At 66.9% G+C, this 26,266-nt stretch carries 30 protein-coding genes and 1 tRNA gene; 6 read left to right on the forward strand and 25 right to left on the reverse strand.

Features of this window, described 5'->3' with window-relative positions:
- From B4A72_RS07520 to B4A72_RS07530, 3 genes are all read right to left on the reverse strand, one after another.
- A partial coding sequence (locus B4A72_RS07520; RefSeq protein WP_292978290.1) for a cbb3-type cytochrome c oxidase subunit I occupies window positions 1-455 on the reverse strand: 455 nt, incomplete at its 3' end.
- Window positions 452-1,444: a cytochrome c oxidase subunit II gene (locus tag B4A72_RS07525; RefSeq protein ID WP_292957086.1), complete on the reverse strand. Its 993-nt coding sequence runs from the start codon at window positions 1,442-1,444 to the stop codon at window positions 452-454. The genes B4A72_RS07520 and B4A72_RS07525, both read right to left, overlap by 4 nt.
- Window positions 1,441-2,373 (reverse strand): cytochrome c oxidase assembly protein, encoded by a 933-nt coding sequence (locus B4A72_RS07530; protein WP_292978291.1) that lies wholly within the window; start codon window positions 2,371-2,373, stop codon window positions 1,441-1,443. The genes B4A72_RS07525 and B4A72_RS07530 overlap by 4 nt, the downstream gene beginning before the upstream one ends.
- A 388-nt stretch (window positions 2,374-2,761) precedes the next feature.
- Between B4A72_RS07530 and B4A72_RS07535 the strand changes: the two genes are divergently transcribed.
- On the forward strand, window positions 2,762-3,946 hold the full coding sequence (locus B4A72_RS07535; RefSeq protein WP_292957092.1) for a sulfite oxidase: 1,185 nt from the start codon (window positions 2,762-2,764) through the stop codon (window positions 3,944-3,946).
- Window positions 3,947-4,002: 56 nt separating this feature from the next.
- Complete coding sequence (locus tag B4A72_RS07540; RefSeq protein ID WP_292957095.1) at window positions 4,003-4,398, forward strand: c-type cytochrome; 396 nt, start codon at window positions 4,003-4,005, stop codon at window positions 4,396-4,398.
- Here B4A72_RS07540 and B4A72_RS07545 read toward each other — a convergent pair.
- From B4A72_RS07545 to B4A72_RS07565, 5 genes are all read right to left on the reverse strand, one after another.
- Window positions 4,395-5,135 carry a hypothetical protein gene (locus tag B4A72_RS07545; protein ID WP_292957098.1) on the reverse strand — a complete coding sequence of 247 codons (741 nt, stop codon included), beginning with the start codon at window positions 5,133-5,135 and terminating at the stop codon, window positions 4,395-4,397. The two genes, B4A72_RS07540 and B4A72_RS07545, sit on opposite strands and share 4 nt — an antisense overlap.
- Entirely contained in the window at window positions 5,132-5,635 is a 504-nt protein-coding gene (locus B4A72_RS07550; RefSeq protein ID WP_292957101.1) for an RNA polymerase sigma factor, read from the reverse strand. The genes B4A72_RS07545 and B4A72_RS07550 overlap by 4 nt, the downstream gene beginning before the upstream one ends.
- A gap of 90 nt (window positions 5,636-5,725) precedes the next feature.
- The gene (locus B4A72_RS07555) at window positions 5,726-6,334 is read right to left on the reverse strand and encodes an inner membrane-spanning protein YciB (RefSeq protein WP_335661545.1); all 609 of its coding nucleotides are present in this window, start codon (window positions 6,332-6,334) and stop codon (window positions 5,726-5,728) included.
- A 22-nt stretch (window positions 6,335-6,356) separates the two neighbouring features.
- Complete coding sequence (locus tag B4A72_RS07560; protein ID WP_292957107.1) at window positions 6,357-7,256, reverse strand: DMT family transporter; 900 nt, start codon at window positions 7,254-7,256, stop codon at window positions 6,357-6,359.
- A 45-nt stretch (window positions 7,257-7,301) separates the two neighbouring features.
- Window positions 7,302-8,258, reverse strand: a complete 957-nt coding sequence (locus tag B4A72_RS07565; RefSeq protein ID WP_292957110.1) for a DUF1223 domain-containing protein — start codon at window positions 8,256-8,258, stop codon at window positions 7,302-7,304.
- Between the two features lie 247 nt (window positions 8,259-8,505).
- Here B4A72_RS07565 and acnA point away from each other — a divergent pair, with 247 nt between their 5' ends.
- Window positions 8,506-11,277 (forward strand): aconitate hydratase AcnA, encoded by a 2,772-nt coding sequence (acnA, locus tag B4A72_RS07570; RefSeq protein ID WP_292978292.1) that lies wholly within the window; start codon window positions 8,506-8,508, stop codon window positions 11,275-11,277.
- 122 nt (window positions 11,278-11,399) lie between these two features.
- Here acnA and B4A72_RS07575 read toward each other — a convergent pair whose 3' ends face one another.
- Window positions 11,400-12,431 (reverse strand): Ldh family oxidoreductase, encoded by a 1,032-nt coding sequence (locus tag B4A72_RS07575; RefSeq protein WP_292978293.1) that lies wholly within the window; start codon window positions 12,429-12,431, stop codon window positions 11,400-11,402.
- A gap of 131 nt (window positions 12,432-12,562) precedes the next feature.
- Here B4A72_RS07575 and proC point away from each other — a divergent pair, with 131 nt between their 5' ends.
- Window positions 12,563-13,363: a pyrroline-5-carboxylate reductase gene (proC, locus tag B4A72_RS07580; RefSeq protein WP_292955090.1), complete on the forward strand. Its 801-nt coding sequence runs from the start codon at window positions 12,563-12,565 to the stop codon at window positions 13,361-13,363.
- A gap of 45 nt (window positions 13,364-13,408) precedes the next feature.
- Here the strand turns inward: proC and B4A72_RS07585 are convergent.
- From B4A72_RS07585 to B4A72_RS07660, 16 genes are all read right to left on the reverse strand, one after another.
- A tRNA-Phe gene (locus B4A72_RS07585) sits at window positions 13,409-13,484 on the reverse strand.
- A 41-nt stretch (window positions 13,485-13,525) separates the two neighbouring features.
- Window positions 13,526-13,732 (reverse strand): DNA gyrase inhibitor YacG, encoded by a 207-nt coding sequence (locus B4A72_RS07590; RefSeq protein ID WP_292955087.1) that lies wholly within the window; start codon window positions 13,730-13,732, stop codon window positions 13,526-13,528.
- The gene (locus B4A72_RS07595; protein WP_292955084.1) at window positions 13,732-14,784 is read right to left on the reverse strand and encodes a ribonuclease E/G; all 1,053 of its coding nucleotides are present in this window, start codon (window positions 14,782-14,784) and stop codon (window positions 13,732-13,734) included. The genes B4A72_RS07590 and B4A72_RS07595 overlap by 1 nt, the downstream gene beginning before the upstream one ends.
- On the reverse strand, window positions 14,781-15,407 hold the full coding sequence (locus B4A72_RS07600; protein WP_292978294.1) for a Maf family protein: 627 nt from the start codon (window positions 15,405-15,407) through the stop codon (window positions 14,781-14,783). The genes B4A72_RS07595 and B4A72_RS07600 overlap by 4 nt, the downstream gene beginning before the upstream one ends.
- Window positions 15,408-15,411: 4 nt before the next feature.
- Window positions 15,412-15,630, reverse strand: coding sequence for a translation initiation factor IF-1 (gene infA / locus B4A72_RS07605; protein WP_010397442.1), 219 nt, complete (start codon window positions 15,628-15,630; stop codon window positions 15,412-15,414).
- A 96-nt stretch (window positions 15,631-15,726) separates the two neighbouring features.
- Window positions 15,727-16,869 carry a FliM/FliN family flagellar motor switch protein gene (locus B4A72_RS07610; protein ID WP_292954951.1) on the reverse strand — a complete coding sequence of 381 codons (1,143 nt, stop codon included), beginning with the start codon at window positions 16,867-16,869 and terminating at the stop codon, window positions 15,727-15,729.
- A 63-nt stretch (window positions 16,870-16,932) separates the two neighbouring features.
- Complete coding sequence (locus B4A72_RS07615) at window positions 16,933-19,605, reverse strand: sensor histidine kinase (RefSeq protein WP_292954948.1); 2,673 nt, start codon at window positions 19,603-19,605, stop codon at window positions 16,933-16,935.
- Window positions 19,595-19,891: a hypothetical protein gene (locus B4A72_RS07620; protein WP_292954945.1), complete on the reverse strand. Its 297-nt coding sequence runs from the start codon at window positions 19,889-19,891 to the stop codon at window positions 19,595-19,597. The genes B4A72_RS07615 and B4A72_RS07620 overlap by 11 nt, the downstream gene beginning before the upstream one ends.
- Window positions 19,892-19,910: 19 nt before the next feature.
- Window positions 19,911-20,267, reverse strand: coding sequence for a response regulator transcription factor (locus B4A72_RS07625; protein ID WP_292954942.1), 357 nt, complete (start codon window positions 20,265-20,267; stop codon window positions 19,911-19,913).
- 26 nt (window positions 20,268-20,293) lie between these two features.
- On the reverse strand, window positions 20,294-20,428 hold the full coding sequence (locus B4A72_RS07630) for a hypothetical protein (protein ID WP_292954940.1): 135 nt from the start codon (window positions 20,426-20,428) through the stop codon (window positions 20,294-20,296).
- Window positions 20,425-21,690, reverse strand: a complete 1,266-nt coding sequence (locus B4A72_RS07635; RefSeq protein ID WP_292978295.1) for a helix-turn-helix transcriptional regulator — start codon at window positions 21,688-21,690, stop codon at window positions 20,425-20,427. Before B4A72_RS07635 ends, B4A72_RS07630 begins: the two co-directional genes overlap by 4 nt.
- A gap of 55 nt (window positions 21,691-21,745) precedes the next feature.
- Window positions 21,746-22,090 (reverse strand): VOC family protein, encoded by a 345-nt coding sequence (locus B4A72_RS07640; protein ID WP_292954934.1) that lies wholly within the window; start codon window positions 22,088-22,090, stop codon window positions 21,746-21,748.
- A gap of 82 nt (window positions 22,091-22,172) precedes the next feature.
- Window positions 22,173-23,018: an ATP-binding protein gene (locus tag B4A72_RS07645; protein WP_292954931.1), complete on the reverse strand. Its 846-nt coding sequence runs from the start codon at window positions 23,016-23,018 to the stop codon at window positions 22,173-22,175.
- Entirely contained in the window at window positions 23,015-23,878 is an 864-nt protein-coding gene (tatC, locus tag B4A72_RS07650) for a twin-arginine translocase subunit TatC (RefSeq protein WP_292954928.1), read from the reverse strand. Before tatC ends, B4A72_RS07645 begins: the two co-directional genes overlap by 4 nt.
- Window position 23,879: 1 nt before the next feature.
- Window positions 23,880-24,371, reverse strand: a complete 492-nt coding sequence (gene tatB, locus B4A72_RS07655) for a Sec-independent protein translocase protein TatB (protein ID WP_292954925.1) — start codon at window positions 24,369-24,371, stop codon at window positions 23,880-23,882.
- Window positions 24,372-24,393: 22 nt separating this feature from the next.
- Window positions 24,394-24,657: a twin-arginine translocase TatA/TatE family subunit gene (locus B4A72_RS07660; protein ID WP_292954923.1), complete on the reverse strand. Its 264-nt coding sequence runs from the start codon at window positions 24,655-24,657 to the stop codon at window positions 24,394-24,396.
- A gap of 174 nt (window positions 24,658-24,831) precedes the next feature.
- On the opposite strand from B4A72_RS07660, the gene B4A72_RS07665 reads away from it, so the two are divergent.
- Both B4A72_RS07665 and B4A72_RS07670 read left to right on the forward strand, forming a co-directional pair.
- Window positions 24,832-25,446, forward strand: a complete 615-nt coding sequence (locus B4A72_RS07665) for a MarC family protein (protein ID WP_292954921.1) — start codon at window positions 24,832-24,834, stop codon at window positions 25,444-25,446.
- On the forward strand, window positions 25,446-26,015 hold the full coding sequence (locus B4A72_RS07670; protein ID WP_292954918.1) for a retropepsin-like aspartic protease family protein: 570 nt from the start codon (window positions 25,446-25,448) through the stop codon (window positions 26,013-26,015). Before B4A72_RS07665 ends, B4A72_RS07670 begins: the two co-directional genes overlap by 1 nt.
- Window positions 26,016-26,266: the final 251 nt, after the last annotated feature.

Genomic DNA, 26,266 nt, shown 5'->3' on the forward strand with positions numbered 1-26,266 from the left:
GGGGCGGCGCCGAAGAAGATCGAGCCGCTGACGAAGACGCCGCCGATCAGAAAGCACCAGAAGCCGAAGGCGGACAGCCGCGGAAACGGCAGATCGCGCGCGCCGAGCATTTGCGGCAGCAGTATGATCGCCACCGCCTCGAAGATCGGCACGGCAAAGAGAAACATCATCGCCGTGCCGTGCAGCGTGAACAGCTGGTTGTAGAAGGTCGCGGTCAGGAAATCGTTCTCGGGTACCGCCAGCTGCACCCGCATCAGCAGCGCCAGAACGCCCGCGAACAGCATGAACCCGAAGGACGCCGCCGTATACCAGACACCGATTTCGGTGTTGTTGACCGCCGACCAGTAGCGCCAGCCCTTCGGTGTCTTCCAGACCTCGCGCAGCCTGTCTTCCTGCCCGCGCCGAACCTCGGGGTCGTCCTGATCGGGTGTGCCCTGTGCTGTCGGGTCGGTCATTGCAGGCTCCCCAGCCAATCGGCGATGCGGGCGATCTCGGCCTCGGGCAACATGGCGAAGGCCGGCATCTCGACCCCCGGCTTGAGATGGTCGGGCGAGGCGATGAAATCGGCGATGTTTTCGGCCGTGGTGGGCAGGATGCCCGCGCCGATCATCCGCCGGCTGGCCAGATGCGTCAGATCGGGCCCGACCGTGCCCCGGGCGGGGGTGCCGCGCACGGCATGGCAGGCGGCGCAGCCGTTCTTCAGGAACAGATCGAGACCGGGCCCCGTTGTGACGGCGGCGGGCCTGGCCTGCGCCTGCACATAGGCCTCGAACTCGGCGGGCGGCACGACGATCACCCGGAATCCCATCTGGGCATGGGCCAGCCCGCAGAATTCGGCGCAGGTGCCGTTGAAGATTCCGGTCTCGGTCGGCTCCAGGATCAGACGGTTCACCCGGCCGGGAATCGCGTCCATCTTGCCGGCCAGCGGCGGCACCCAGAAGGAATGGATCACGTCGGGACTGCCCAGCAGGATCGTGCTGCGCTGGCCCAGCGGAATGACGATCTCGTTGGCGCCGGGGATGCCGCCGCGCGGCAGGCTGCGCAGCACGCCCGGCGCGCCCGTCACGCCGTAGGAGACGCGCCACCAGAACCGTTCGCCCGAAACCGCGATGGTCGGACCGTCGCCCGGACGGCGCAGGTCGTTCAGCAGCCCGAGGCCCCAGACCAGCAGCGCCGCCAGCACGACGGTCGGAAACACGCAGCCGCCCCAGATGATCAGCCGCAGGCCGGTCCTTTCGCTGTGCCGCCCGGGCCGCACCTTGACCGCGTAGAAGCTGACGCCGACGACGATGACCCAGATCACCACGCCTCCGGCCAGCATGGCCCAGAACAGCGCAAGGACGCGCGCGGCCTCGTCCCCGGCGGGATCGAAGGCGGATTGCGGATTCTCGCAGCCCGCCAGGGCCAGCGCCGCAAGCAGGAATGCCAGCCCCGCCGTCCTCAAGATCCTGCCCCGTTCGCTGCCGCGACCGTGTTGCAGGCAGCCTGTGTCCGATCCATCGAAGCAAACCAGGCGGCCGCGACGACGAGTGCGGCGACCAGATACATCATCGCCGCCGCCGTCATCATCAGCACGCCGGCAAGTTGCTGATCCTCGACCGGCGTCAATCCCCAGGCGTCTGGCCGGGACCCATAGACGGGATAAAGCGCCCGGCCCGAAAAGGTCAGCAGCGCCCCCAGGATCAGCGAAAACTTGAAGCAGACGAACAGCGCGACGATCCGCACCCCGAAGCCCCTGTCGCGGACCCGGGCGATCATGGTCCAGAACGCCAGCGCGGCGGCAAAGATCGAGCCGTGCATCACCGCGTGGACAAGATCATGGTCAAGCGCCACGGCCAGCGCGGGCGGTGCGTGCCAGAACAGGAAAACGCCCAGCATCAGGGCGGTGGCGACGCCCGTAGCGGTCAGAAGATCGTGGCCACGTCGCCAGATCGCGGTCCCGGCCAGCGCGGCAAGGCGCCTTTGCCAGCCGCGCGGCAGGGCGCGCGTCATCGTCGCAAGCGGCTGTCCCAGCACCAGAAGCGGTGCCGCCAGCCCCATCAGCGTGATATGCTGCGCCATATGCGCGGAAAACAGGCTTTCGCCCCAGGCATCGAGCGGCCAGACAAGGGCCGCGACCAGCGCCGCGATGCCGCCGGCAAAGCACAGCACCTGCCGGATCCGGACCCCGCGGCCCGTTCCCGCCCGCGCCCAGGCCAACCGAACACCGCCGGCATAGAGCATGACGGCAAGCCCCAGGGGCACGATGACCGAGGGTTGAAGCGACCACATGGACCAGAAGTCCGCCGGTGCCGGCGGCGCGCCGTCGCTGTGGGCCGATGCCCGCGAGGCGCCGAGCAGGAACGCGGCGCCCAGACCTGCCGGCGGGGTCACGCCCCGGCCTCGGCGGCGGCGACGCGGGCCAAGCTCCGCGAACGGCGCCGCAATCGGGATCCCGAACGCTCTCACCCGCTTCTCTCCTCCGGCAGTCACATCATCACATTGCTTGATTGTCCGTTCGTGTTCAATCGTTTCGACCCCAGGATCGCACCGTCCGGGCAAGGACGCGCGCGCCCCGGCCGAGCCCGGCAAATGGCCCGGCAATCGGGGCGGATGACCGGGCACAGCCCGCGACCGTTTTCACCGGCAGGCTCGATCGGCAGCCTGCTTCGGCCGGTTTATTCCGCGCAAGCTGGAATAATACGCAGCCCTGGCACGTCTCTTGGTTACGGGGCTGTCGCATACCGTGGTGCCGCGGCTCCGAACCACGGGAGGAAAGCCAATGAAAGTGATTCAGAACGTGAAACGCCGCCACTTCCTGATCGGATCGGCGGGCGCCTTTGGCGCCGCGGCCGTCGGTGGACCGGCCATCGGTCAGGACAACGGGACCGCGCTTCCCGATTACGTCGCCTGGAAGGATGCCGACGATCTGATCGTCCATTCCAAGCAGACGCTGGAGACGAAGCGCGCAGCCCAGGGGGCGGAACTGATCACGCCCAGCACGGATCTCTATATCCGCAACAACCTGCCGGCCCCGTCCGAAGACATTGTCGCCGACCGCGATGCCTGGGAGATCGAGATCGACGGCGTCGCCAATCCGGGCACGATGACGGTCGGCCAGTTGAAGACGCTGGCGGTCGAGACGGTGGTCTGCGTTCTGCAATGTTCGGGCAACGGACGCGCCTTTTTCGATCACGAGACCAGTGGCACGCAATGGTCGGTCGGTGCGGCGGGCAATGTCGTCTGGACGGGCGTGCCGGTGCGCGCGGTCATCGACGCCATGGGCGGCGCCAGCGACGGCGCGGTCTATCTGACCGGCACGGGCGGCGAAGACATTCCCGAGGGCGTCCCGAAGGAGACGCTTCAGGTCGAGCGTTCGGTTCCGAAGGCCGCGATGGATCAGGCGATCCTGGCCTGGGAAATGAACGGCGAGCCGCTGCCCCTGGCGCATGGTGGCCCGGTGCGGCTTGTGATTCCGGGCTATTACGGCGTCAACAACGTCAAGTATCTCAAGCGGCTCGCCCTGACGACCGAGGAATCGCCGGCCAAGATCCAGCAGACCGGCTATCGCGTCCGCCCCGTTGGCGAGAAGGGCGATCCCTCGCAGCCCTCGATGTACGAAATGAGCGTCAAGTCCTGGATCACCGGGCCGCTGATGGACGCCGCCACCGGAAAGGTGCAGATCCATGGCGTCGCCATGGGCGGCGTCAGCGATCTGGAGAAGGTCGAGGTCTCGACCGACGGCGGCCAGAGCTGGACCGATGCGCAGTTTCTCGGGCCGGACCTGGGCCGCTATGCCTGGCGGCCCTTCGTGCTGATCACCGAGCTTTCGGAGGGAACGCAGACTCTGGCAAGCCGGGCGACGGCGAAGGACGGGACCAGCCAGCCCGAGACGTTCCCGCCCAACGAGCGTGGCTACGGCAATAACGGCTGGCGCGTCCATGCCGTCGATGTGACCGTCAGCTAGGATTCCCGGCCGGCGGACCATCCCGCCGGCTCGACCGCCCCACCAGGAGCCATCACATGACCACATCCACGACGCCGGTTCTTGGCGCCGCTTTCCTTGCGCTTGCCGCCGGCCCGGCACTCGCCGAGGCCGATCTGGAGGCCGGGCGCACCATCTTCACCGAAACCGCGCAGCCCTCATGCGCTGTCTGTCACGCGCTGAGCGATGCCGGATCCGAAGCCGAGATCGGCCCGAACCTGGACCAGTTCAAACCGACCGCCGCGCAGGTCCGCGCCGCCGTCACCAGCGGAATCGGCGTCATGCCGGCATTCGCCGATATGCTGACCGCGGGCCAGATCGACACCGTCGCCGCCTATGTGGCCCAGGTGACCGGCGGGGCCGAGGGCGCGGCACAGCCCGCAATGGAGGGGCAAACCTCCTCAGGCGCGGTCGCACCCGCCACGCCGGACTAGCCGAGGCAAGCGCTTGCGTTCCGGGTCGCTTGCGTCAGCGATGCCAGGACGCTCTCGGTGGCCCCCTGCCGCGTCACCTGCTGAAGATAGGCGACGACCGCGTCGAATCTGGCGCGGTCCATTCCCGTGGCGACGACCATGTGGCGCAGATCCGCATTCGTCGTCCATGACGCCACCTGCTGGCCGGCGGCACGATCATCGTCACCGATCCTGAATGACCCGCGGAAATAGGACAGGCGACATCCGTTCCGGCCCGCGTAATGCGTCACCTGCCCTGCCTCGAAGCTTGCGACGGCGACCGGCACCAGGTTGGCACCCGAAAGATCCGGCACGCCCCACGGATCCTTCCCGGCGATCGTGCGAAGATCGCGGTCGCCGACAGCGAAGCTCTGGTCCATGAACGCGGCATGAATCCGGATCGGCGTCGGTTCGGCCAGGAATCCGGACCCGAAGACGATCGCAACAGCGACAGCCGCCGCGGCCGCAGCGCCCGCCAGCCACCTTCGCGGAAACCGCCTGGCATTGGCCGCAGCGAAGTCGCGACGGAATACCTCGGCCCGCGATTCGGGCCGCAGCGCCGCAAGGCTGGCCGAGACATGGCGCACCTGGTTCAGGGCCCGGACAAGGGCCGGATCCCGCGCCATTCGCGATTCCAGATCACGCGCCTCGGCCTGGCCCAATTCGCCGTCATGGTAGGCGTTGATCAAAGTCCAGTCGCTGTCGGCCAATTCGTTCATGTCTTCCGCCCTGCTCCGCTTTCCACCACTTGGGCGCCTTCCACGATCATCAGAAGCGCCCGCCGCGCCCGGCTGATCCGGCTCATCACCGTGCCGGGCGGCACATCCATCACCCTTGCCGCCTCGGCGTATGTCAGCCCCATGATGTCCACGAGACACAGCACCTCCCGCGTCTCGGGCGGCAGTTTTTCGAAGGCCAGCCTTGTCAGCGCATCGCGCGCGGCATCCGCGGTTCCCGCTTCTTCGGATAGACGTTTCTCCGCCTCCAAATATTCCCGACGCACACGTCTTTTCCTGAGTTCGTCGTAGTGCAGGTTCCTGATCGTGCGGAACATCCAGGGCCGAAGCTGGTCCAGGCGCGCCGGCCGGCGATCCGAACGCAGACCACGCTCGACCGCGTCCTGGACAAGATCCTCGGCATCGCTGCGCGAGGTGCAGATCGCGACGGCATAGGCCCGAAGTTCGGGAAGCAGGATCTCGATCTGCGTCAGTTGGGCCATGATCCTGTCTAACCGATCCGGGAATCCGCTAAAAGACATTCGACCGGGGGTCGATCGCCGCGCGGCGATCGAGACAGTCGCGTGCGGGGCTCAGCCCTGCTCGTCGTCCTTTTCGCTCTCCACCGCATGCGCGCGATAGAGACCGGCATTGGCGATCAGGAAGACGAACAGGATCAGCGGCAGGCCGAAGGTCTTGAAATAGACCCAGGATGTTTCGGACATCATGCGCCAGACGAACTCGTTGGCCAGCGCGAGACCGAGGAACAGCAGCATCATGCGCATGGTCAGCTTGCGCCAGCCCAGGGCATCCATCGGCAGCGCCTCGGACAGGACCGCCTGCAACCAGTTGCGCCGCGCGACCAGGCTGTAGCCCAGGATCGCGGCGAAGAGCAGATAGATGATGGTGGGCTTCATCTTGAAAAAGCGTGGGTCGTTCAGCCAGACCGACAGCCCCCCGAAGATCACCACCAGAACCAGCGTCACGACCTGCATGGGCGCAAGCCTGCCGCTGAGACGCCACTGGATCAGGGTCGCGATGGCAAGAACCGGAATGAAGATCAGCGTGGCAAAGACCAGCGCCGTGTAATCCTGTCCCCACAGGCTGACGGTTCCGCCGCGGTTCCACATGAAGACGCCGAAAAACAGAAGCAGCGGCCCCAGTTCCAGCGCCGATTTCACCAAGGGATTCGGTTCCTTCATCATCTTCCTTTCGGCGCCACGATCAGGACGCGAATTCCACCACCAAAGCGCCCGAAGCGATCACCGCCATCAGGATCGCGCGCGCGACGCCCACCTTTTCGCCCAGCACGAGCCAGCCGACAAGGGCCGCGAAGACGGTCGAGGTTTCTCGCAGCACCGCGGCGCGGCCGACATCGTCGATGCGGGTGGCCAGCATGATCGCGCCGAAACTGGCGAAGGCAACCAGGGCGCCGAAAATTCCCCGCATGGCCAAAGCGGGAACCTCGGGCGCGGTCAGCGCGATCAGGCGGCGCAGGTTCCAGATCGGCATGAAGAACGAATCCAGCACGAAGAACCAGGCCAGAAAGGTGAAGGGATTGGCCGCCAGCCTGATGCCCCAGGCGTCATAGGTCGTATAAAGCGCGACAAAGCCGCCCGTGACCACGGCCCAGGCCAGCGCGGGGCCCAGCGTCTCGCGACCCAGAACCAGGCGCGATCGGTTATAGGCCGCAAGGCCGAAGATGCCGCCGACCAGCAGCCCGACACCAAGCCATTGCACCGCGTTGAAATGCTCGCCAAAGACAACCCCCGCGGCGATTACCGCGAAAAGCGGGCCGGTCCCGCGCACCACCGGATAGACGACCGTATAGGCGCCCCGCGTATAGGTCAGCGCCTGCGCGATCTTGTAGAAGACATGGATCCCCATGGCCCCGAACAGCACCGGCCACAGCCCCGGATCCGGCCAGGGAACCACGAACAGCGCGATGGGCAGAGCCATGATCCCGTAGCTGAGGTCGATCGCCGCACGGCTGATCCAGGGATCGTGCCGGCCCTTTTGCAGGGACCCGAACAGCGCGTGCAGAAAGGCCGCGCCAAGCGCCAGAACCGATGCCAGCCGCGCGCCTTCGGGCGTTCCCGCGATCTGGATGATCCATTCGCTCATGGTCCGCTGATGCGAAATTTTTGCACGCCGCGCAAGTTGTCGCGGTCAGTCCAGCTTGATCGCCGCGAGAATGGGGCCGGGCAGTTCGTCGGGGCCGATGCCGCGCTGGACCAGCAGGACATGCCTGGTATCGGGCGGAAAATCCTGGGGGCCGCTTTCGTCCGGCCTGACATTCAGGCGCAAGGGCGCCGTGCCGTCCCATTTGGCCAGCTTGCTGATCGACAGCACGACATTGGTATAGCTGACCACGCGGCCGCTGTTCTCGCCCGCCGTCACCTCGACCGCGCGATTGGGCGCATAGCGGACCAGAACCACCACCACCGGGCCGCCCAGGTCCGATAGCGGCGTCAGTTCGATCCTTTCGCCATCATCCCCGCTTTCGCGCTGCACGCTGAGCATCGCCGGAGAGATCCGGTTCTCGTCGATCATCGCCATCAGCTGCGCGGGACCGGGGGCGACTGCGGTGTCGCGGCCGTCCACGATGATCTGCGGCGTGTAAAGCGCGTGTTCGCCCGAGGCCCGGGCATAGCCTTCCTGGCGGCGGGTGAAGTCGGGGCTGGCGAAGCTGTCGGTCCAGCCCAGATAATCCCAGTAATCGACGTTGAACGAAAGCGGCAGAACGCCCGGCATGGCGGCCATCTTTTCCAGCATCGCGTCGGCGGGCGGACAGGTCGAACAGCCCTGCGCGGTGAAAAGCTCGACCACCACCGGCAGCGAGGGCGGAAGGAAACTGTCCGTCGGCGGCGCCTCGGATGCGGCGAAACTGTTGAAGCCGCCGCCGGACAGGAAATCGTCCCGGCTCAGCGCGCCGGGCGCCGCCCGGCCCGGATCATCGGGCGCGGAAATGACGGGCGCGGACAGATCATTTCCCGCGCCGCCCGGCCCGCCTTCCTGGGCCTGACCGGCGGCAGCGCCGCCCAGAAGCGCCGCCGCAGCAAGGGCCGGTATCAGCCCTGCATAGCCTGCGCGCCCGGCGCTGAAGGTCCGTCTCGAAGCCGACATTGTCCGCAATGTCCAGTTCAGTCTGCGAATTCCGTCATCCTGAATAGCGCCGCGGCGCAGGCAAAACCAAATCAACGCTTTGTTAGCCCCCGCGTGATCGTGAAGGGCGTGCCTCTTGAGCAACAGCGCAGCAGATGGTATGCAATTGCATACATTGATGGCGGATCTCCTTGCGCAAGCCTCTGTCATGGGGCAAAGCAAGAGAGACACTGCCCGACCCATCCACCTTGCAGACAGGGAGGCTCTGATGCCCATCCAGACCGGAACCGATACCGCCAAGACCCGCCGCACCCTGAAGGCCGGCGATCAATCGGTCGATTATTTCTCCATCGCCGCCGCCTCGGAAGCGGGTCTGGGCGATTTCTCGCGGTTGCCGGCCTCGCTGAAGGTAGTGCTGGAAAACATGCTGCGCTTCGAGGATGGCGGCAAGACGGTCAGCACCGATGACATCAGGGCCTTCGCGGAATGGGCCGACAAGAGCGGCAAGAACCCGCGCGAGATCGCCTATCGTCCCGCCCGCGTGCTGATGCAGGATTTCACCGGCGTTCCGGCGGTCGTCGATCTGGCCGCGATGCGCGACGGCATCAAGACGCTTGGCGGCGACGCGCAGAAGATCAACCCGCTGAACCCGGTCGATCTGGTCATCGACCATTCGGTGATGATCGACGAATTCGGCACCCCGCGCGCCTTCCAGTTCAACGTGGAACGCGAATACGAACGCAACATCGAACGTTACCAGTTCCTGAAATGGGGCCAGAAGGCGTTCCGCAACTTCCGCGTCGTGCCGCCCGGAACGGGGATCTGCCACCAGGTCAACCTGGAATATCTGGCCCAGACCGTATGGACCGATACCGACCAGGACGGCCGGCAGGTCGCCTATCCCGACACGCTGGTCGGCACCGACAGCCACACGACGATGGTCAACGGCCTTGCGGTGCTGGGCTGGGGGGTCGGCGGGATCGAGGCCGAGGCCGCGATGCTGGGCCAGCCGATCTCGATGCTGATCCCAGAGGTGGTGGGCTTCAAGATCACCGGCGCGATGAGGGAAGGCGTCACCGCGACCGACCTGGTGCTGAAGGTCACGATGATGCTGCGCAAGCATGGCGTCGTGGGCAAGTTCGTCGAATTCTATGGTGACGGGCTGGACAACATGCCGCTGGCCGACCGTGCCACCATCGGCAACATGGCGCCCGAATACGGCGCCACCTGCGGTTTCTTCCCGATCGATCAGGTGACCCTGCGCTATCTGGAACAGACCGGCCGCGACAAGGATCGCATCGCGCTGGTCGAGGCCTATGCCAAGGAAAACGGCATGTGGCGCGACAAGGATTACCAGCCTGTCTATTCCTCGACGCTGGAACTGGATCTGGCCGATGTGGTGCCCGCGATTTCGGGCCCCAAGCGTCCGCAGGACCACACCCCGCTGGACCAGTCGGCCGATGCCTTCATGAAACTGGTTCGCGGCATCCGTTTGCCCGACGAATCGCGCGAGGCCGAAAAGACCTGGAAAGCCGAGGGCGGCGCGCGCGAGCCGGGCTATGTTCCCGGCGGCCGCCACCAGGGCTTTTCCGAAGGTCCGGTCGAGGGCGAGGATTACAAGCTTCACGACGGCAGCATCGTGATCGCCTCGATCACCTCCTGCACCAATACCTCGAACCCCTCGGTGATGATGGCCGCGGGTCTGGTCGCCCGCAAGGCGCGGCAGCTTGGCCTGACGCGCAAGCCCTGGGTCAAGACCTCGCTGGCCCCCGGTTCGCAGGTCGTCAGCGAATATCTGAAGGCGGCCGGGCTGCAGGAGGATCTGGACGCCATCGGCTTTGATCTGGTGGGTTACGGCTGCACCACCTGCATCGGCAATTCCGGTCCGCTGGAACCGGCGATCTCGAAATCCATCGCCGACAACGACCTGATTGCGGTCTCGGTCCTGTCGGGCAACCGAAACTTCGAAGGCCGGATCAGCCCCGATGTGCGCGCCAACTACCTGGCCTCGCCGCCGCTGGTCGTGGCCTACGCGCTGGCCGGCGACATGAATGTCGACCTGACCCGCGATCCTCTGGGGCAGGACAAGGACGGCAACGATGTCTATCTGAAGGATCTGTGGCCGAGCACGAAAGAGGTCGCCGACATGGTTGCCAGCATCGTCACGCGCGAGATGTTCATCGACAAATACGCCGATGTCTTCAAGGGTGATGAGCGCTGGCGTGGCGTCGAGGTGACCGACAGCGAAACATATGACTGGCCGTCAAGCTCGACCTATATCCAGAACCCGCCCTATTTCCAGGGCATGTCGAACGATCCGGGCAAGATCGAGAATATCGAGGGTGCCCGCATCCTGGCGCTGCTGGGCGACATGATCACCACCGATCACATCTCGCCCGCAGGATCGTTCAAGGAATCGACCCCGGCCGGGAAATACCTGACCGAACGGCAGGTGCCGCCGCGCGAATTCAACAGCTACGGGTCGCGCCGGGGCAATCACGAGGTGATGATGCGCGGCACCTTCGCCAATATCCGCATCCGCAACGAGATGCTGGACGGCGTCGAGGGCGGCTATACCAAGGGTCCCGACGGCGGCCAGGAATCGATCTATGACGCGGCCATGGAATATGCGGACAAGGGCGTCCCGCTGGTCCTGATCGGCGGTATCGAATACGGTGCCGGTTCCTCGCGCGACTGGGCGGCCAAAGGCACGAACCTGCTGGGCGTCAAGGCGGTGATCGCGGAATCCTTCGAACGCATCCATCGCTCGAACCTGGTCGGCATGGGCGTGATCCCGTTCGAGTTCACCGATGGCGACACCCGCAAGACGCTGAAGCTGACCGGCGACGAGGTGATCTCGATCGAGGGGCTGGAGGGCGATTTCAAGCCGCTTTCGCTGGTGCCCTGCAAGATCACCTATGCCGACGGCACCGAGAAGGAGATCCAGATCAAGGCCCGCGTCGATACCGAGGTCGAGATCGACTATCTCAAGAACGGCGGCGTGCTGCATTACGTGCTGCGCAACCTCGCCGCCGCCTGATCCGGCGGGGATAGCCAACCCTGGGGGGCGCCTGCACATGCCGGCGCCCCCTTTTGCTGGGCGTGGCCCCGACGTCCCGATCCTGTCGTGCTCTCCTGTCCCGCCTGGCCGACAGGCCGATTTCAGACCGCGACCGCGTTCAGGCCACCTGTCTCCAGCCGGTCCAGCAGGGCGAGTTCCGCCTCGGTCAGCCGGATGCCGTTGGCGATGCTGTCCTTCCGCGCCGCGAAACGCCGCTGCGAGGGAAGGCGTGCGCCCTGCCCGATGATCCCCTCCAGCAAAGTCTCGGCCAAGGCGAAAGGCTCGCCGGGTCTGCCCGCCGCGAAACGTTCAGGACTGAAGGCCAGAACCAGCTCTCCGTGGCGTGGTCCCAGATCCGTCGTGCCCAGGGCCGCCAGCGCCGCCTCGCTGGTCAGATCCCCGATCATCGCGCCTGCCAGCAACTCTATCATCGTCGCGATGGCCGAACCCTTGTGCGCGCCGAAGGGCAACATCGCGCCGGCCAGCGCGGCGTCCGGGTCGGTGGTGGCACGGCCCTCGGCGTCGATGGCCCAGCCCTCGGGCAGGGGATCGCCGGCGCGGCGATGCAGCTCGATCTCGCCGCGCGCCGCGACGCTGGTTGCGAAGTCGAACACATAGGGGTTGCCACCCGGACGGGGCCAGCCGAAGGCGAAGGGGTTGGTGCCCAGCAGCGGCCTGCTGCCGCCCGCCGGTGCGACGGTGGCATAGCTGGGGCACATGGCCATCGCGGCGACGCCATCGGCGGTCAGATCCTCGATCTCGGGCCACAGCGCCGTCAGATGCACGCAATCGTTGATGACCAGCGCCGCAACGCCAAGTCGTTTCGCGCGCTCTGCCAGCAGCGGAGCGCCCCGGGAAAAGGCCCATGACGAAAAGCCGCCTTTCGCCGCGACACGGATGACGCCGCCGCCGTCATCATGAAGCTGCGGCACCGCGAGCGGGTCGGCCTTGCCCGCCAGGACCGTTTTCAGGCAACCTTCGATCCGGTAGATGCCGTGCGACTTGCAGCCGTCACGCTCGGCCGCGGCAAGGTTGCGCGCCATCGCTGCCGCCTGTCCGTCAGCCAGACCGGCCTTGCGGAAAATGGCGGCGATCCGGTTTTCCAGATCCGCGGTGCCGATTGCGTTCTCCATCCTGACCCCCTGTCAACTCTTTTCCAGACTTGCAGAAATGGCGCGCCCTGTCCAAGCCCGCGCATCCGCTTTGACGCCGGCAAGAATTTCGGCCAGCATCGCGGCGGAACCGAAACGACGAGGGCCAGAAGATGACAAAGATCCTGCTGATCGGCTGTGGAAATATGGGCCATGCGCTGCTGTCTGCCTGGCAGGCCATGCCGACCCCGCCCCAGGTCAGCATCGTCGATCCGACCGAGGCGTTGCGCGACCGGGCGGCGAAAACCGGCGCGCGGACCTTTGCCTCGGCAGCCGAGGTGCCGCGCGATCTGGAACCCGATCTGGTCATCCTTGCGGTCAAGCCGCAGGTCATCGGCAAGGTCTTGCCCGATTACGCGCATCTCGACGCCTGCTTTCTGTCGATCGCCGCAGGCACGACGCTGGCGAGCCTGCAGCGCGGTCTGGACGACAAGGCCATCATCCGCTGCATGCCGAACACGCCGGCCGCGATCGGCAAGGGCGTGTTCGGCATCTTCGCCAATGCGCGTGTCACCCCGGCCCAGAACCGCATGGTTCGCGACGTGCTGGAACCCTGCGGGATCGTGCTGGAGGTCGGATCCGATGAGGATATCGACCGGATCACCGCGATTTCGGGTTCGGGCCCGGCCTATCTGTTTCACTTTATCGAGGCTCTGGCCCAGGCGGGGCGCCGGATCGGCCTGACCGATGACGTGGCGCTGGCCGCCGCGCGCGGCACCGTCTTCGGCGCGGCTTCGCTGGCCGAGGGCGCGGACGAGGATGCAGGCCAGTTGCGCAGGAACGTCACCAGCCCAAACGGCACCACGGCCGCGGCATTGGAAGTGCTGATGGGCACGGATCGCATGGCCGACCTTCTGACCGAGGCGGCCGAGGCCGCGTTCGGCCGCGCAAAGGCCCTTGCCGCCACAGAATAGCGCACAGCCGACGAAGGCGGGGTAATCTCATCGAAGGATTGAAAGTGGTGCCCGGAGGCGGATTCGAACCACCGACACGCGGATTTTCAATCCGCTGCTCTACCAACTGAGCTATCCGGGCGCCCCGCCGCGCCGTCTTCGGCGCCGGGCGTGAAGCGGCTTTTACGGGCGCTTGCGGGCGGTGTCCAGACCCGAATCGTCACTTTTTGGCCCGCGTTCGCCCTCGTCCGAGGCAAGGTCGTCCAGCGGCGCGCCGGGGATGACGTAATCGCCTCGCAACCAGTGCGCCAGATCGACATCGGCACAGCGCCTGGAACAGAACGGACGGTATTTCGCCACGCTTTCCCTGCTGCAGATCGGGCAGGCCATCAGCGCGCGCCCTGCGCCGCCAGCCGCGCCAAGGGCACTCGGTCGCGCTTGCGATTGATCTCGTAAAGCCCCATCGTGGTCCAGCCCACCAGGTTCGTCTCGCTTGCCTCTCCCTTGAAGGCGGCGCGAAGGGACTGGTCCAGAACCGCCCGGTCGCGCCTGGACATGGGCGCGAAATCGACAACGATCTGTCCCCCAAGTCCACGCAGGCGCAATTGCCGCGGAAGATCGCGGACCATGGCGATATTGGCCTTCAGCGCCGCCGCCGGCGAGGTGTCGGTTCCGGTATTGACGTCGATCGCCACCAGCGCGCGGGTCTGTTCGACAAAGCCGAAGGCCCCGCCCGACAGATCGACGCGATCGGACAGCAAGGCGTCGATCGCCTCGCTGACCCCGCAACGGTCGAAACTGTCTTCGCCCTGCTCGACTGCGTCCGGCGCGGGATCGGCCCAATCCAGCCAGGCGGCTTCCCAGGGGGCCGGCGCGTTCAGCAGCACTTCGGGATCGCCCTGGGTCTCGGCGCAAATCTTGTCGGCCATGTCGATCAGCGGGGCGAGATCGGCGGCGATCTCGTCTTCGTTGGCCCCTTCCGCGGCACTGCGCAGGATCAGGCCATGGTCGCGATCCTGCAGCAACGACAGCCCCAGGGCCTCCAGCGCCTCGCGACGTTCGGTCCTGCGGATCCGCCGTGAAACATTGACTCCGGGCGCCGCCGGCGTCACCAGCGCATAGCGACCCCGAAAGATCAGCCGGGGCGTTACCGGGACCGCCTTGCCTTCCTCCGCGATGCCCGAGACCTGCACCAGAATTGATGCACCTTCACGGATGCCGGACCGGTCGCGAAGATAGCCCCGCTGCCCATCCGGCAGGCGCAGGAAGACCCCGCCCTGACCTTTCATCAGCCTGTCGGTCACGCCCCGGCAGATCGTGCCCGGTGTCAGCGCCGCAAGCTGCGTTGGATCGGGAATCAGATCGACCAGACGGCCATCTTCCATCAGCGCCGCGGCTTCGGCGCCGAACAATTGGCCCAGAACGACCTGCCGACCCTTCATGGGCGATCCCCGGGCGGGTCGGGATGGATGCCGCAAGCCGCAAGCATCGTCGCCGTTTCAGCCAGAGGCAAGCCGACCACGGCGGAAAACGAGCCCTGGATCCACGGGATGAAGGCCGCCGCGGCCCCCTGGATCGCATAGCCGCCGGCCTTTCCGCGCCAGTCACCCAGCGCCAGATAGCGCGACAGGTCATCATCGGAAATCGGACGCATCCGCACGACGGTCTCGACCAGCCTTTCGCGAAGCCTGCCGTGGTGCCGAACGGCGACGGCGGTCAGCACGCGGTGGCGACGGCCCGACATCAGTCGCATGAAGGCGGCGGCCTCGTCGCGATCGGCGGGCTTGCCGAGAATGCGCCGACCGACCGCGACCGTGGTATCGGCGCAAAGAAGAACCTCATCCTCGCCGGTGGCCAGAACAGAGGCCTTGGCGGTCGCGATCCGGCGAACATAATCGCGCGGCGTCTCGTTCTTCAACGGTTCTTCGTCGATATCGGCGGCGCGCAGCGCGTCGGGACGAATTCCGATCTGGGCCAGCAATTCCAGCCGTCGCGGACTGGCCGAACCCAGGATCAGCCGCGGCGGCGCGGCCACGGGCGCAGGGCACGCCGTGGCGGCGGTCATCAGATCACTTGAAGCGGTAATTGATCCGCCCCTTCGTCAGATCGTAGGTATTCATCTCGACCTGAACCTTGTCCCCGGCAAGAACGCGGATGCGGTTCTTCCGCATCTTTCCTGCCATATGCGCAATGATCTCATGGCCGTTTTCAAGCTCGACCCGGAACGTCGCATTCGGCAGGAGTTCCTTCACGACGCCGGGGAATTCGAGCATTTCTTCCTTGGCCATGGTCACTCCATATCGGTCGCCCCGCAGGATTCGGGACGCGGGTTAAATGCGGCCGGAGCGGGCGGAATTCAAGGGAAAAGCGTGAAAAGCCGCCTGCTAGCCCGCTTTGGACCCCCGGGCGCGTTCCGGCGGTGACACCGTTGCCGCAGTAGTCGGATCAGGGCGGAAGGCGTCGGGACGATGCAGATCGCCGATCGGCAGGTCGGGGCCGGCGGTCGGCGCCATCATCGGCGCCTCGGGTGCAGGGACGGCCGCGGGGGCGGATTCTGCTGGCGCAACGGGATCGCGCAGGCGGATCGCGTGGCAGCCATCGGCTTCGCCAAACTTGCCGATGGCCAGAACCTGGCCGTCCGCGGTCTCGATCCGGGTATCGGACAGGCTGACGCGCGGCAGGGCCAGGATCTTGCCCGGCACCAGGCCGCGCAGCTCGCGCAGGCTCATCCGGCGGCGACAGAGAATGCCCACGACCTCGACCGGCGCCTGCTGGGTTGCGGAACGAAGACTGACCAGCGGCGGGACCGCGGGTCTTTTCGACGGCGCCGTCGCGACCGCGGGCTGGGCCAGCGCGGGCTGCGGGCGTTCCGCATCGGGTCGGGGCTGCGGCAGGGCCAGAAACAGCCTGCCTTCGCGCGCCTCGCTGCCGCCGAGCAGCAGTTTCAACCCGAGACTGCGATAGGCACGGTCCTCCATCATCAGCGCCAGGGGGCGGGCATCGTCGATATGGGTGGCATAGCGAAAGCCGCGAAATTCCTCCAACCCCTCGACGCCCCGTCCCTCCTGCGCGAGTTCGGACAGGAACGTGTCGATGAAATCCGCGCAAAGGGTGGCGTCGCTGCGGGTCAGGCGGCGCCGGGCCAGCGGCCGGCCAGTCACGCGGCCGAGGGTCTGAATCTCGATCAGCGCGGTGACGGTCTGCGGACACAGGGCCATCACGCCCACCGCATCGCCGGGTCCCTGCAACACTGCCAGCAAGGCCGGATCGGGCAGCAATTCGGGCAGTTCCGCCAGCGTCAGCGCCCCGGGCCTGACCTCGACCGGCCGGACGCCCAGCCCGTAAAGCCGATCCGCCGCGCGACCGATGGCGGTCGCGGTGGCGCGCGCGGGCGTGACCGGCGCTGTCTGTGGCAATTGTGGCGCCTTTCCCGCCCCTTCGGCGGCCCGGACCCGGGCCTGCAACAGACGTTTCAACACGCCGGTTCCGGCCGGATGTGCCTGTTCCATCTCTGCTTCGTCCGCCATACCGAATCCGATTCGTCCCGTCCTGTCGCAGGGCAATTTGACAAAGAGCCGTAAAGAAAATGTTTACGGCGACCCGGCGGTCCCGACGCTCCGGCCCGCCGCTGCCGGATGCGGAGGCAGAACGATACGGAAGGCCGCGCCCCCCTGGCCCGGCAAATAGGCGATGTCCCCGCCCAGGACCGTCATGATCTCTCGGCAGATCGCAAGGCCAAGGCCCGCGCCGCCCGCCCGCGCGGGGTCGTTGAGGCGCGAAAACTTCTCGAATATGAGGCTTTGCCGGGCCCTGTCGATGCCCCGGCCGTTATCGGCGATCTCGATCACCGCGCCGCCGCCCGCGCGACGATGAACCCGGATGGTCAGGACCGGACGCTCCGCGTCACAATATTTGCGCGCATTGGTGACGACATTGATCAGCACCTGCAGCAGCCGATCGGCATCGGTGATCACCCCAAGATGTTCCGAGGGCATGTCGCGGTCCAGGGTAAAGCTTCGCTCGGGCCGCGTCGCCGAGGCCGCCTGCACGGCCCGCCCGATCAGATCATGCAGGTTGACGGCGCTGACCGAAAGCCGCGCCTGCCCGCTTTCCAGCACCGACAGGTCCAGAAGATCGTCCAGAAGCCGGGTCAGCCGGCCGGCCTCCTGATGGATGATCCCGGCGAAATTCCGGCGCTCCGCTTCGGACAGGTCCGGCGTCTTCATGATGTCGGAAAAGGCTCGGATCGAGGTCATGGGCGTTCGCAATTCATGGCTGATCTGACCCAGGAACGCATCCTTCTGCACCGACAGCGCGGTCAGCTTGTCGTTGGCCTCGCGCAATTGGCCTGCGGTGCGGGCAAGTTCTGCGCGGGCCGATTCCAGCCGCCGGGTTTCCTCCTTGGCACGCCTGGCCTCGCTGGCGACCTGCATCAGGTCGGCCACCGTCAGCGCGACCCCGCCCGCCACGCGGTCGATCATCGCATGGGCCGTCGCCGCCCCGATCGCGCCCGCCAGCCGCCGTTCCAGCCGTGTCAGAAAATCGGGCGTCGGATCGGGAAGATAGCCGGACTTGCCCTGCGCCGCAGCCTCGGCGCGGAAAAAGCGCAATGCCTCGTCCGGCCCCCAGACGCGCCGGGCCATGGCCAGCAGGGGCTCGGCCCGGTCCTCGGCGCGGGCCGGGCTGCGCGGGCGGACCGGCTCGACCGCGCTGACGAAGGACAGGCCCTGCAACCGCTCGACCGGATCGGGAAAGCCGAAGATCGACAGGCCGACGAATGCCAGCGTGTTAAGCGACAGCGACAGGAAAATGGCGAAGGCCAGCGGGTCGATCCCGCCCGGAAGAAGCGGCATCTGACCAATGCCGACCGAGGGCAGGAAGATCAGCGCCAGCCACAGGCCCGATCCCAGCCCGACACCGGCAAATGCCCCGCGCCGGTTGGCGCCACGCCACAGCAGACCGCCCAGCATCGCAGGCAGCACCTGCGCCATCCCGGTAAACGCCACCAGCCCCATCGAGGCCAGCGCCACCGAGCCGCCCGAAGCCTGGTGATAGACCCAGCCCGCGCCCAGCACAGCCACGATCGCCAGCCGGCGGGCGTTCAGGATCAACCCCCGCAGATCCCGGTCTGCGTCCTCGCCGCCGGGACGGCGGCGCAGCGCCAGCCAGGCGGGCACCAGCCAATGGTTCGAAATCATCGTGGCCAGGGCGATGGCCGATACCACGACCATCGAGGTCGCGGCCGAAAATCCGCCCAGAAAGACCAGGAATGCCAGCAGATTCTGGCCCGCATCGGCGGGCAGCGTCAGAACATAGAGATCGGGATTGGCGTCCGGCAAAAGCTCTTGTCCCATCACAGCGATGGGCAGGACGAAGAAGGACATGGCGAACAGATAGGCCGGAAAGGCCCAGCCCGCCACGCGCAGGCGATCCTCGTCCGAAGCCTCGACCACCATCACCTGAAACATTCGCGGCAGGGTCAGGATCGCCGCTCCCGACACCACGATCAGCGCGGTCCAGCGGTCGGGGCGCAGCAGCCAGCCTTCGGCCACGGCCGGATCGCGGCCGGCGCGGGCGACGCGATCCAGCATGTCGACGGGCCCCTCGGCCAGCCCCCAGACGACAAAGACGCCCACGGCGAGAAAGGCCAGCAGCTTGACCACCGCCTCCAGCGCGATGGCGGTGACCACGCCGTGGTGGCGTTCGTCGGCGGCAAGGTTGCGGGTGCCGAAGATGATGGCAAAGAGCGCAAGGCCCGCCGCGACCCACAGCGCGGTGCCGCCGGCCGGCCCGCCGATGACCGCCGCCCGCGGGGCGTCGGTCGCGAAAACCTCGAACGACAGGGACACTGATTGCAGTTGCAATGCGACATAGGGGGTGGCGGCGATGACGGCGATCAGGGTGATCAGCGCGGCCAGCCGGTTCGATTTGCCGAACCGGGCCGAGATCAGGTCGGCGACCGAGGTGACGTGATGCATCCGGGCGATGCGCACCAGCCGCCTGAGACCCCACCACGCGCCGGTAAAGACGATCGTCGGACCCAGGTAGATGGTGGCGAATTCCAGGCCCGAGCGGCTGGCATAGCCCACCGCGCCATAGAAGGTCCAGGCCGAGCAATAGACCGACAGCGACAGCGTGTAGATCAGCGGGTGGTCCAGCCATCCCGCCCGGCCCCGCGCTGCCGCCCGATCGGCTGCGAACGCCACCCCGAACATCAGTGCCACATAGGCCAGGGATCCCGCGACCAGCGTCTCAAAGGGCATCGCCGGCCCCGTCTTTTTCGTCCTCTGGCGCGGCCTGCGCACGGGCCTGCCTGGTGGCGGCCTCGGCGCGCATGAGACCGCGATGCAGCGCCCAGACCAGCACGATCAGCACGGCCCATGTCCCGAACAGCCAGACCGCGCCGAAGGCAAGGCTGACGCCTGCCGGCAGCCACCAGACCGGCAGCAGGATCGCGACCAGCGCCAGCACCGGCAGCACCCGTGCCGCATCGCCCAGCCGCCTGCGGCGAAACGAAGCCCGTTCGAGGAACAGCGGACGATCCGGCATCGCGGCCCCCGTCCGTCGCCTAGGCCAGCATCCGGCGCACCAGCGCCCGCAGATCCTCGTTCGCGAAGGGCTTGGCCAGAACCGCATCGGCCTGGGACGTGCCGGCCGCCGCGTCACCGCGCGCGGTCAGCATCAGGACCGGCGTCATCGCGAAGGCGGTATCGGGATCGGCGCGAAGATCGCGCAGGATCTCTGCACCGGAACGATTGGGCAGCATCAGGTCCAGAATGACAAGGCGCGGCCGCGCCAGCCGGATCGCCTCGACCCCGCCCTCGCCGTCACCGTGCAGGGTCATCGCCCAGCCGTCACGGGTCAGGATGAATCGCACCGCCTCGGCGATGTTGGGCTCGTCCTCGATCATCAGGATGTCGAGCATATCCTTCCCCGGCAGACCGGATGCGATCATGAGACGAAAGCGGCGGCGCTGTCAAAGGTGCTTTGCCGGTCGCGCCACAGGCCGGCGGCCTGGCCCCCTTGGGCCGCGCCGGTGCGCGCCCCGTCCGGGCTGTCTGGAAACAGCGCAGACCGCAGGGTCACGCGGTGGCAAGAATGGATGGCTCGCGGCGGGCGGGACAGGTCTTGCGCGGGCAAATGCGGCAGGCGGGACCAATGCGGATCACCGGACCAGCCGCGCGTGCAGGATCGGGCGGCATGATCAGCATCTGGGCTTGGGTGATCACCGGCCCCTGGGCTCCTTCGGGCTGTTGCCGCGTGGCGTAGGACAAGGTCAGAAAGCGGCGGCCTTCGGGCGTCTCGACGCTGTGGGACAGCGCCGTCTGCGGCGCCGCCAGCGCCTGATAGAGCGGCCACAGCGCGCAGGCATCGCCGGGGCGCGGCAACGGAAAGCCGGGCGCGGGACGGCGCAGGATCAGCGCCCCGGCGCTGTCGCAGACAAGCAGCCCGACCTGTTCGAAACCCGCGGGCTTCAGCGCCGCGAGGCGGCGCATGACCAGATCGGGCGGATGGCCCAGCCGGGCCGCGATCATCAGCGGATCGTGGCTGGCCGCGGCGGCCTCGACCAGGGTCGCGTCGGGAAGGGCACGGCGTTCCTGTTCCATCCGCGCCAGATGCGCCCCGGCCATCGCCCGCGCCGCGTCAGAGGCAAGATCAGGGGAACGATCCAGCGGCGGCGCCCCCGCGCCCATCCAGGCCTCGACTTCTTCCTGCGGCGTGGCGGTCGTGTCTTCCGCTTCGAAACTGTCGAGATAGGCGACCAGCGCCTGCGCCGTGACCGACAGCCGCTGGCTGTCCTGATCCAGGTTGGCATGGAAGCGCGACAGCCATTCGGCCGGGATCGCGGCCTCGTCGGCCAGGATCGAGGCGGTCGATCGGATCGCGGTCACGGCCGACAGGATCTCGTGCAGGGTCGTCAGCAGATAGGGATCCTGCCGCATCCGGTCGGACAGGCTGACAAGCTGCGCTTCCAGTGCCTCGGAGCGACGGGCATGGGCGACGAGGATTGCGGCCCAGCCCGGAAAGCGGGCCAGGAAATCCGGCGCCAGCGCGGTTTCAGGTGCGCCGATATCAGCCCCGCCCAGCCGCGCCGCCGCTTCGCGCAGCGCCGCGAGGCGGACCTCTTCGTGACCCTCGAGCAACTCGTCGGCGGGCACCTCGAGAACCTCGGACAGGCGCATGACAAGATCGTCGCTTACCGGGCGGCGGTTATGTTCGATGAGGTTCAGATAGGCGGGCGAAATCCCCGCCGCCCGCGCCACATCCGCCTGCCGGCGGGACAAGGCAAGACGGCGTTCGCGGATCCGGGTTCCGGTCAGGACATTATTCTGGGTGCGCCCGCTCATGGGCGCGATGAAAGCCCGCCCTGCCCGCCTGCACAAGGGTTTTCGCCGCAGCGAATCAGTCGGATCGCGGTTGCACCAGCACGACCAGATTTTCATCGGGATCGGCAAGCCGCAGGATCCGCCCGGCCTCGACATCCTCGATCCCGCCGGGATCCATCGCGGATTGTTGCAGGCGTTCCCGCTGGGCGGCCAGATCCGGCACGATCAGCGTCAACGTCCCGTGCCCCGCGTGATCCGGGGCAAGACGAAGCTGCAATCCCGCCTCGGCGCCGTGATGCCATTCGGCCAGCCCGTCCATCGGTCGGGCATCGGGCGGGCGCGCGAACAGGGCCGAGAACCAGGCGATGCCGACTTCCAGATCGCGGCAGCAGAGTTGCGCAAAGATTGCGGTCAGATGCATCGCGGGCCTGCGTCGAAAGGACGACGCCGAAGAATGCCGGACCGGGCCCGATCCCGCAACCCTCGGCGGAGGGCGGCCGGGATCAGACGGCGATGCCGTTGCGCCCGGCAAGGTCGGTAAAGAACTGCCAGGCCACCCGGCCCGAGCGGCCGCCGCGCGTGGCCTGCCATTCGACTGCCTCGGCGCGCAGGACATCATCCGCGATGGTCAGGCCATAGGCGTCGCAATAGCCACGGATCATCGCCAGATAATCATCCTGCGAACAGGGATGAAAGCCCAGCCACAGCCCGAACCTGTCCGACAGAGAGACCTTCTCCTCGACCGCCTCGCCCGGATGGATCGCGGTCGAACGTTCGTTGTCGATCATGTCGCGGGGCATCAGGTGACGCCGGTTCGAGGTGGCGTAGAGGATCACGTTCTCGGGCCGGCCGCCGATCCCGCCATCCAGCACCGCCTTCAGCGACTTGTATTGCGTGTCGTCATGGCTGAAGGACAGATCGTCCGAGAACAGCAGGAAGCGCCGTTCCTTCGCCCCGCCCAGCAGGGCCAGAAGCCGGCCGACCGAACCCAGATCCTCGCGCGCGATCTCGACCAGGATCAGCGGCAGGCCCTGCGCCACCACCTCGGCATGAACGGCCTTGACCAGCGACGATTTGCCCATCCCGCGCGCGCCCCAGAGAAGCGCGTTGTTCGCGCCGAAGCCGCGCGCGAATTGCAGCGTATTGGCCAGCAGGATGTCCCTGGCGCGGTCGATGCCGATCAGTTGCACCAGATCGACGCGATTCACGCCCGCGACGGGTTCCAGCCGGTCGGGATCGGGATGCCAGATATAGGCCGAGGCTTCGGTGAAGGCCGGCACCGGAGCGGGCGGCGGCGCCAGACGTTCAAGCGCGGCCGCGATCCGGTCGAGAACGTCAGGATCGCTCATTCCTCGTCATCCTCGACCCACAGACCCTGCGCCCGCAGATCCGCCTCGCGGCGTCTTTCGATGCGGCGGACAAGCTGGATCGAGATTTCGTAAAGACCATAGACCACGGTGAACAGCACCACCTGCGACACCACATCGGGGGGCGTGGCGACCGCGGCCAGCATCAGGATCGCCACGACCGCATATTTGCGCACCGCGCCCAGACCCTCGGCACTGACAAGGCCCGCCTTGCCCATCAGCGTCAGCAGGACGGGCAGTTGAAAGCTCAGCCCGAAGGCAAGGATGAACTTGGTCGTCAGCGACAGGTATTCATCGACCGAACCCTGGAACACGATCGCCGCCATCGGATTGTCGGTCACGGCCGGCGGCGCGGTGCCGTCATCGGGCAGGGTCAGCGGCCCCTGCTGGAAGCCCAGGAAAAAGTCGTAGGCCATCGGCAGGATGATGTAGTAGGCGAAGGCCGCGCCAAGGAAAAACATCACCGGAGAGGCGACAAGGAAGGGCAGGAACGCCTGTTTCTCGTTCCGGTAGAGGCCCGGCGCCACGAAACGCCACATCTGGTAGGCGATGATCGGAAAGGCCAGAACAAAGCCGCCCAACAGCGAGATGCGGATGGCGACGAAGAATCCTTCCTGCAATTTCAGTAGGATAAGCCCGCATTCCTGACCTCGTGCCTCAAGCGCGAAGCAGATCGGGCGGGTCAGGAAATTGTAGATCGGATTCCAGATCGTGTAGGACAGCACCATCGCCACGATGAAGGCCACCAGCGACCAGATGATCCGCGTCCGCAGCTCGGCCAGATGTTCGATCAGCGGCGCGGAACTGTCGTCGATATCGTCGTCGCGGGGATTGCTGGCCAAGTCAGTGGTCTTTCCTGTCGCTGCGGCGCACCGCGTGCAGGCGGCGCTGGCCGGGGGTGGCGGCATCCGCGGCATGATCCGGTGCCGCGGGCTCGACCGCGATCGGGGGCGGGGCGGCGGGCTCGCTGGCCGGGCTCAGGCCGTCACCCGCCGGTTGCGGCGTGGCGCCCGGATCGGGCTTCGGCCTGGCCTTCGCATCGGGGATCTTGGGATCCCATTTCTCGAACCGTTCGGCCGCGCGGTCCAGCGCATCGAGGCCCAGGGATTTCTTCGAGGTCAGGCTTTTCAGATCGCGGATGCTGTTCGACGCCTCGTCAAGACCCGATCCCTTGGCGGCATCCTCCATCGCCGAGGTGAATTCGCGGGCCATTCCGCGCGCCTTGGCCGTGAACCGACCCAGCGAATGGAACAGATGCGGAAGATCCTTGGGGCCGACCACGATCAGCGCCACGACCCCGATCAGCAAAAGCTCGGTCCAGCCGATATCGAACATGATGCGTCCGGCCTTTCGCCGATCAGCTGCGGTCGGTCGTGTGCGGCGTCACGTCGCGCGCGGTCTCGCCCGGAACATCCCGGCCGACCTCGCGCGGGGTTTCGCGGCGCTCTTCGTCCGACGCGGCGTCCTCGACCTCTTCGCTGCCGTCCTTGACGCCCTTCTTGAAGGCGGTGATTCCCTTGCCGACCTCGCCCATCAACGACGAGATCTTGCCGCGTCCGAACAGGACCAGAACCACGACCGCGATCAGCAGAAGGCCGGGAAGGCCAATATTGTTCAGCATTCTTGTCTCCCTTGCCGGGCGGTTTCCCCGCCCGCGCGACACATTTAGGGTTTTGCGCCACCGATTGCAAAGCCCGAATGCGTGAAGCACGACCCCGAAGCCCCCCTGCCCGCGCCCGCAGAGGGATCCGTCCTGCCCGCTTGGCAGCGCGCGCGGGCCGGGCGATAAGAGCGGATGGATCTGTCGCTTTACATCACGGCGTTCGTGACGCTTTTCGTGGTCATCGACCCGATCGGCCTGACGCCCATCTTCATTGCCCTGACACCCGGTCACGATGCCCGGCAGCGACGGCTGATCGGCATCCGGGCGCTGGTGATCGCCGCGATCCTGCTGACGCTGTTCGGCCTTGCGGGCGAGGCGATCCTGCGCGGCATCGGCATTTCGCTGTCGGCCTTCCGCATCGCGGGCGGTCTGCTGCTGTTCCTGACCGCGCTGGACATGCTGTTCGAACGCCGGACCGAACGGCGCGAGGAACAGGGCCATTCCGAACCGGCGCAAGACCCGTCGGTCTTTCCCCTGGCGATGCCGCTGCTGGCTGGCCCGGGGGCACTGGCGACGATGATCCTGCTGGTCGGCGAACGGCCCGGCTGGGGACATCTGCTGATGGTCCATCTGGTCATGCTGACGGTGCTGGCCATCGCCCTGGCGCTGTTTTTGATCGCGACGCCGCTGGCGCGCGCGCTTGGCCGCACCGGGGTCATGGTGGTGACGCGGCTTCTGGGGATGCTGCTGGCCGCGCTGTCGGTGCAGTTCGTCATCGACGGGCTGAAGGGATCGGGGCTGATCTGATGGCGGCCGATGAGGGGATGCAGCTGGCCTATTACATCCTGCTGCTGGTGGTGATCGGCGGCGCGATGATCTTTGAATTGTCCGGCCGCGGCGGACGAATGCTGCGCCAGACGATTCTCTGGGCGGTGATCTTCGCCGGCGCCAGCTTCGCGGCGCAATGGTGGATCGAGGGCGGACCGGCGCAGCAGCAGGTTCTGGAAGGCGGCCGGGTCTCGATCCCGGTCGGCCGCGACGGCCATTTCCAACTGACCGCGCGGCTGAACGGCACCGAGGTCCGTTTCCTCGTCGATACCGGCGCCTCGACCATCGCCCTCAGCCGGCAGGATGCCCGCCGCATCGGCATCAATCCGGACGATCTGGCCTATGCCGGCACGGCGATGACCGCCAATGGCAACGTCAAGACCGCCCCCGTGACCATCGACACCCTGGAGATCGGCGACATCGTGGACCGCAATGTCCGCGCCCAGGTGATCGGTGGCAATCTTCAGGGTTCGCTTCTGGGCATGTCCTACCTGCGCACCTTCGCCCGTGTCAGTTTCGAAGGCGATTTGCTGATTCTCGAACGCTGATCCGCATCCCGGCCCGGCCGGTCCCGGTCTCGCGCCGCAGCCTTGTGCGATGCGCCTGTCCGGGCTGGGCCGCGCAGGCCGCGTCAGGGCTGCGCGGCGTCAGTCCAGCGGCAGACCCGGCGTCGCGCCGCTGTCTTCCAGATGCCAGACCGCCTGCCAGCGCCCGTCACGCCGTTGCAGCGTCAGGAAATTCCGCTGCGCCACATAGCGTCGGCGCTGGCCCGGCAGCGGGTGGATGCGGACCGGATGAT

Source organism: Paracoccus sp. UBA5162 (assembly GCF_002413585.1).
In the GTDB taxonomy this organism is placed as follows: domain Bacteria; phylum Pseudomonadota; class Alphaproteobacteria; order Rhodobacterales; family Rhodobacteraceae; genus Paracoccus.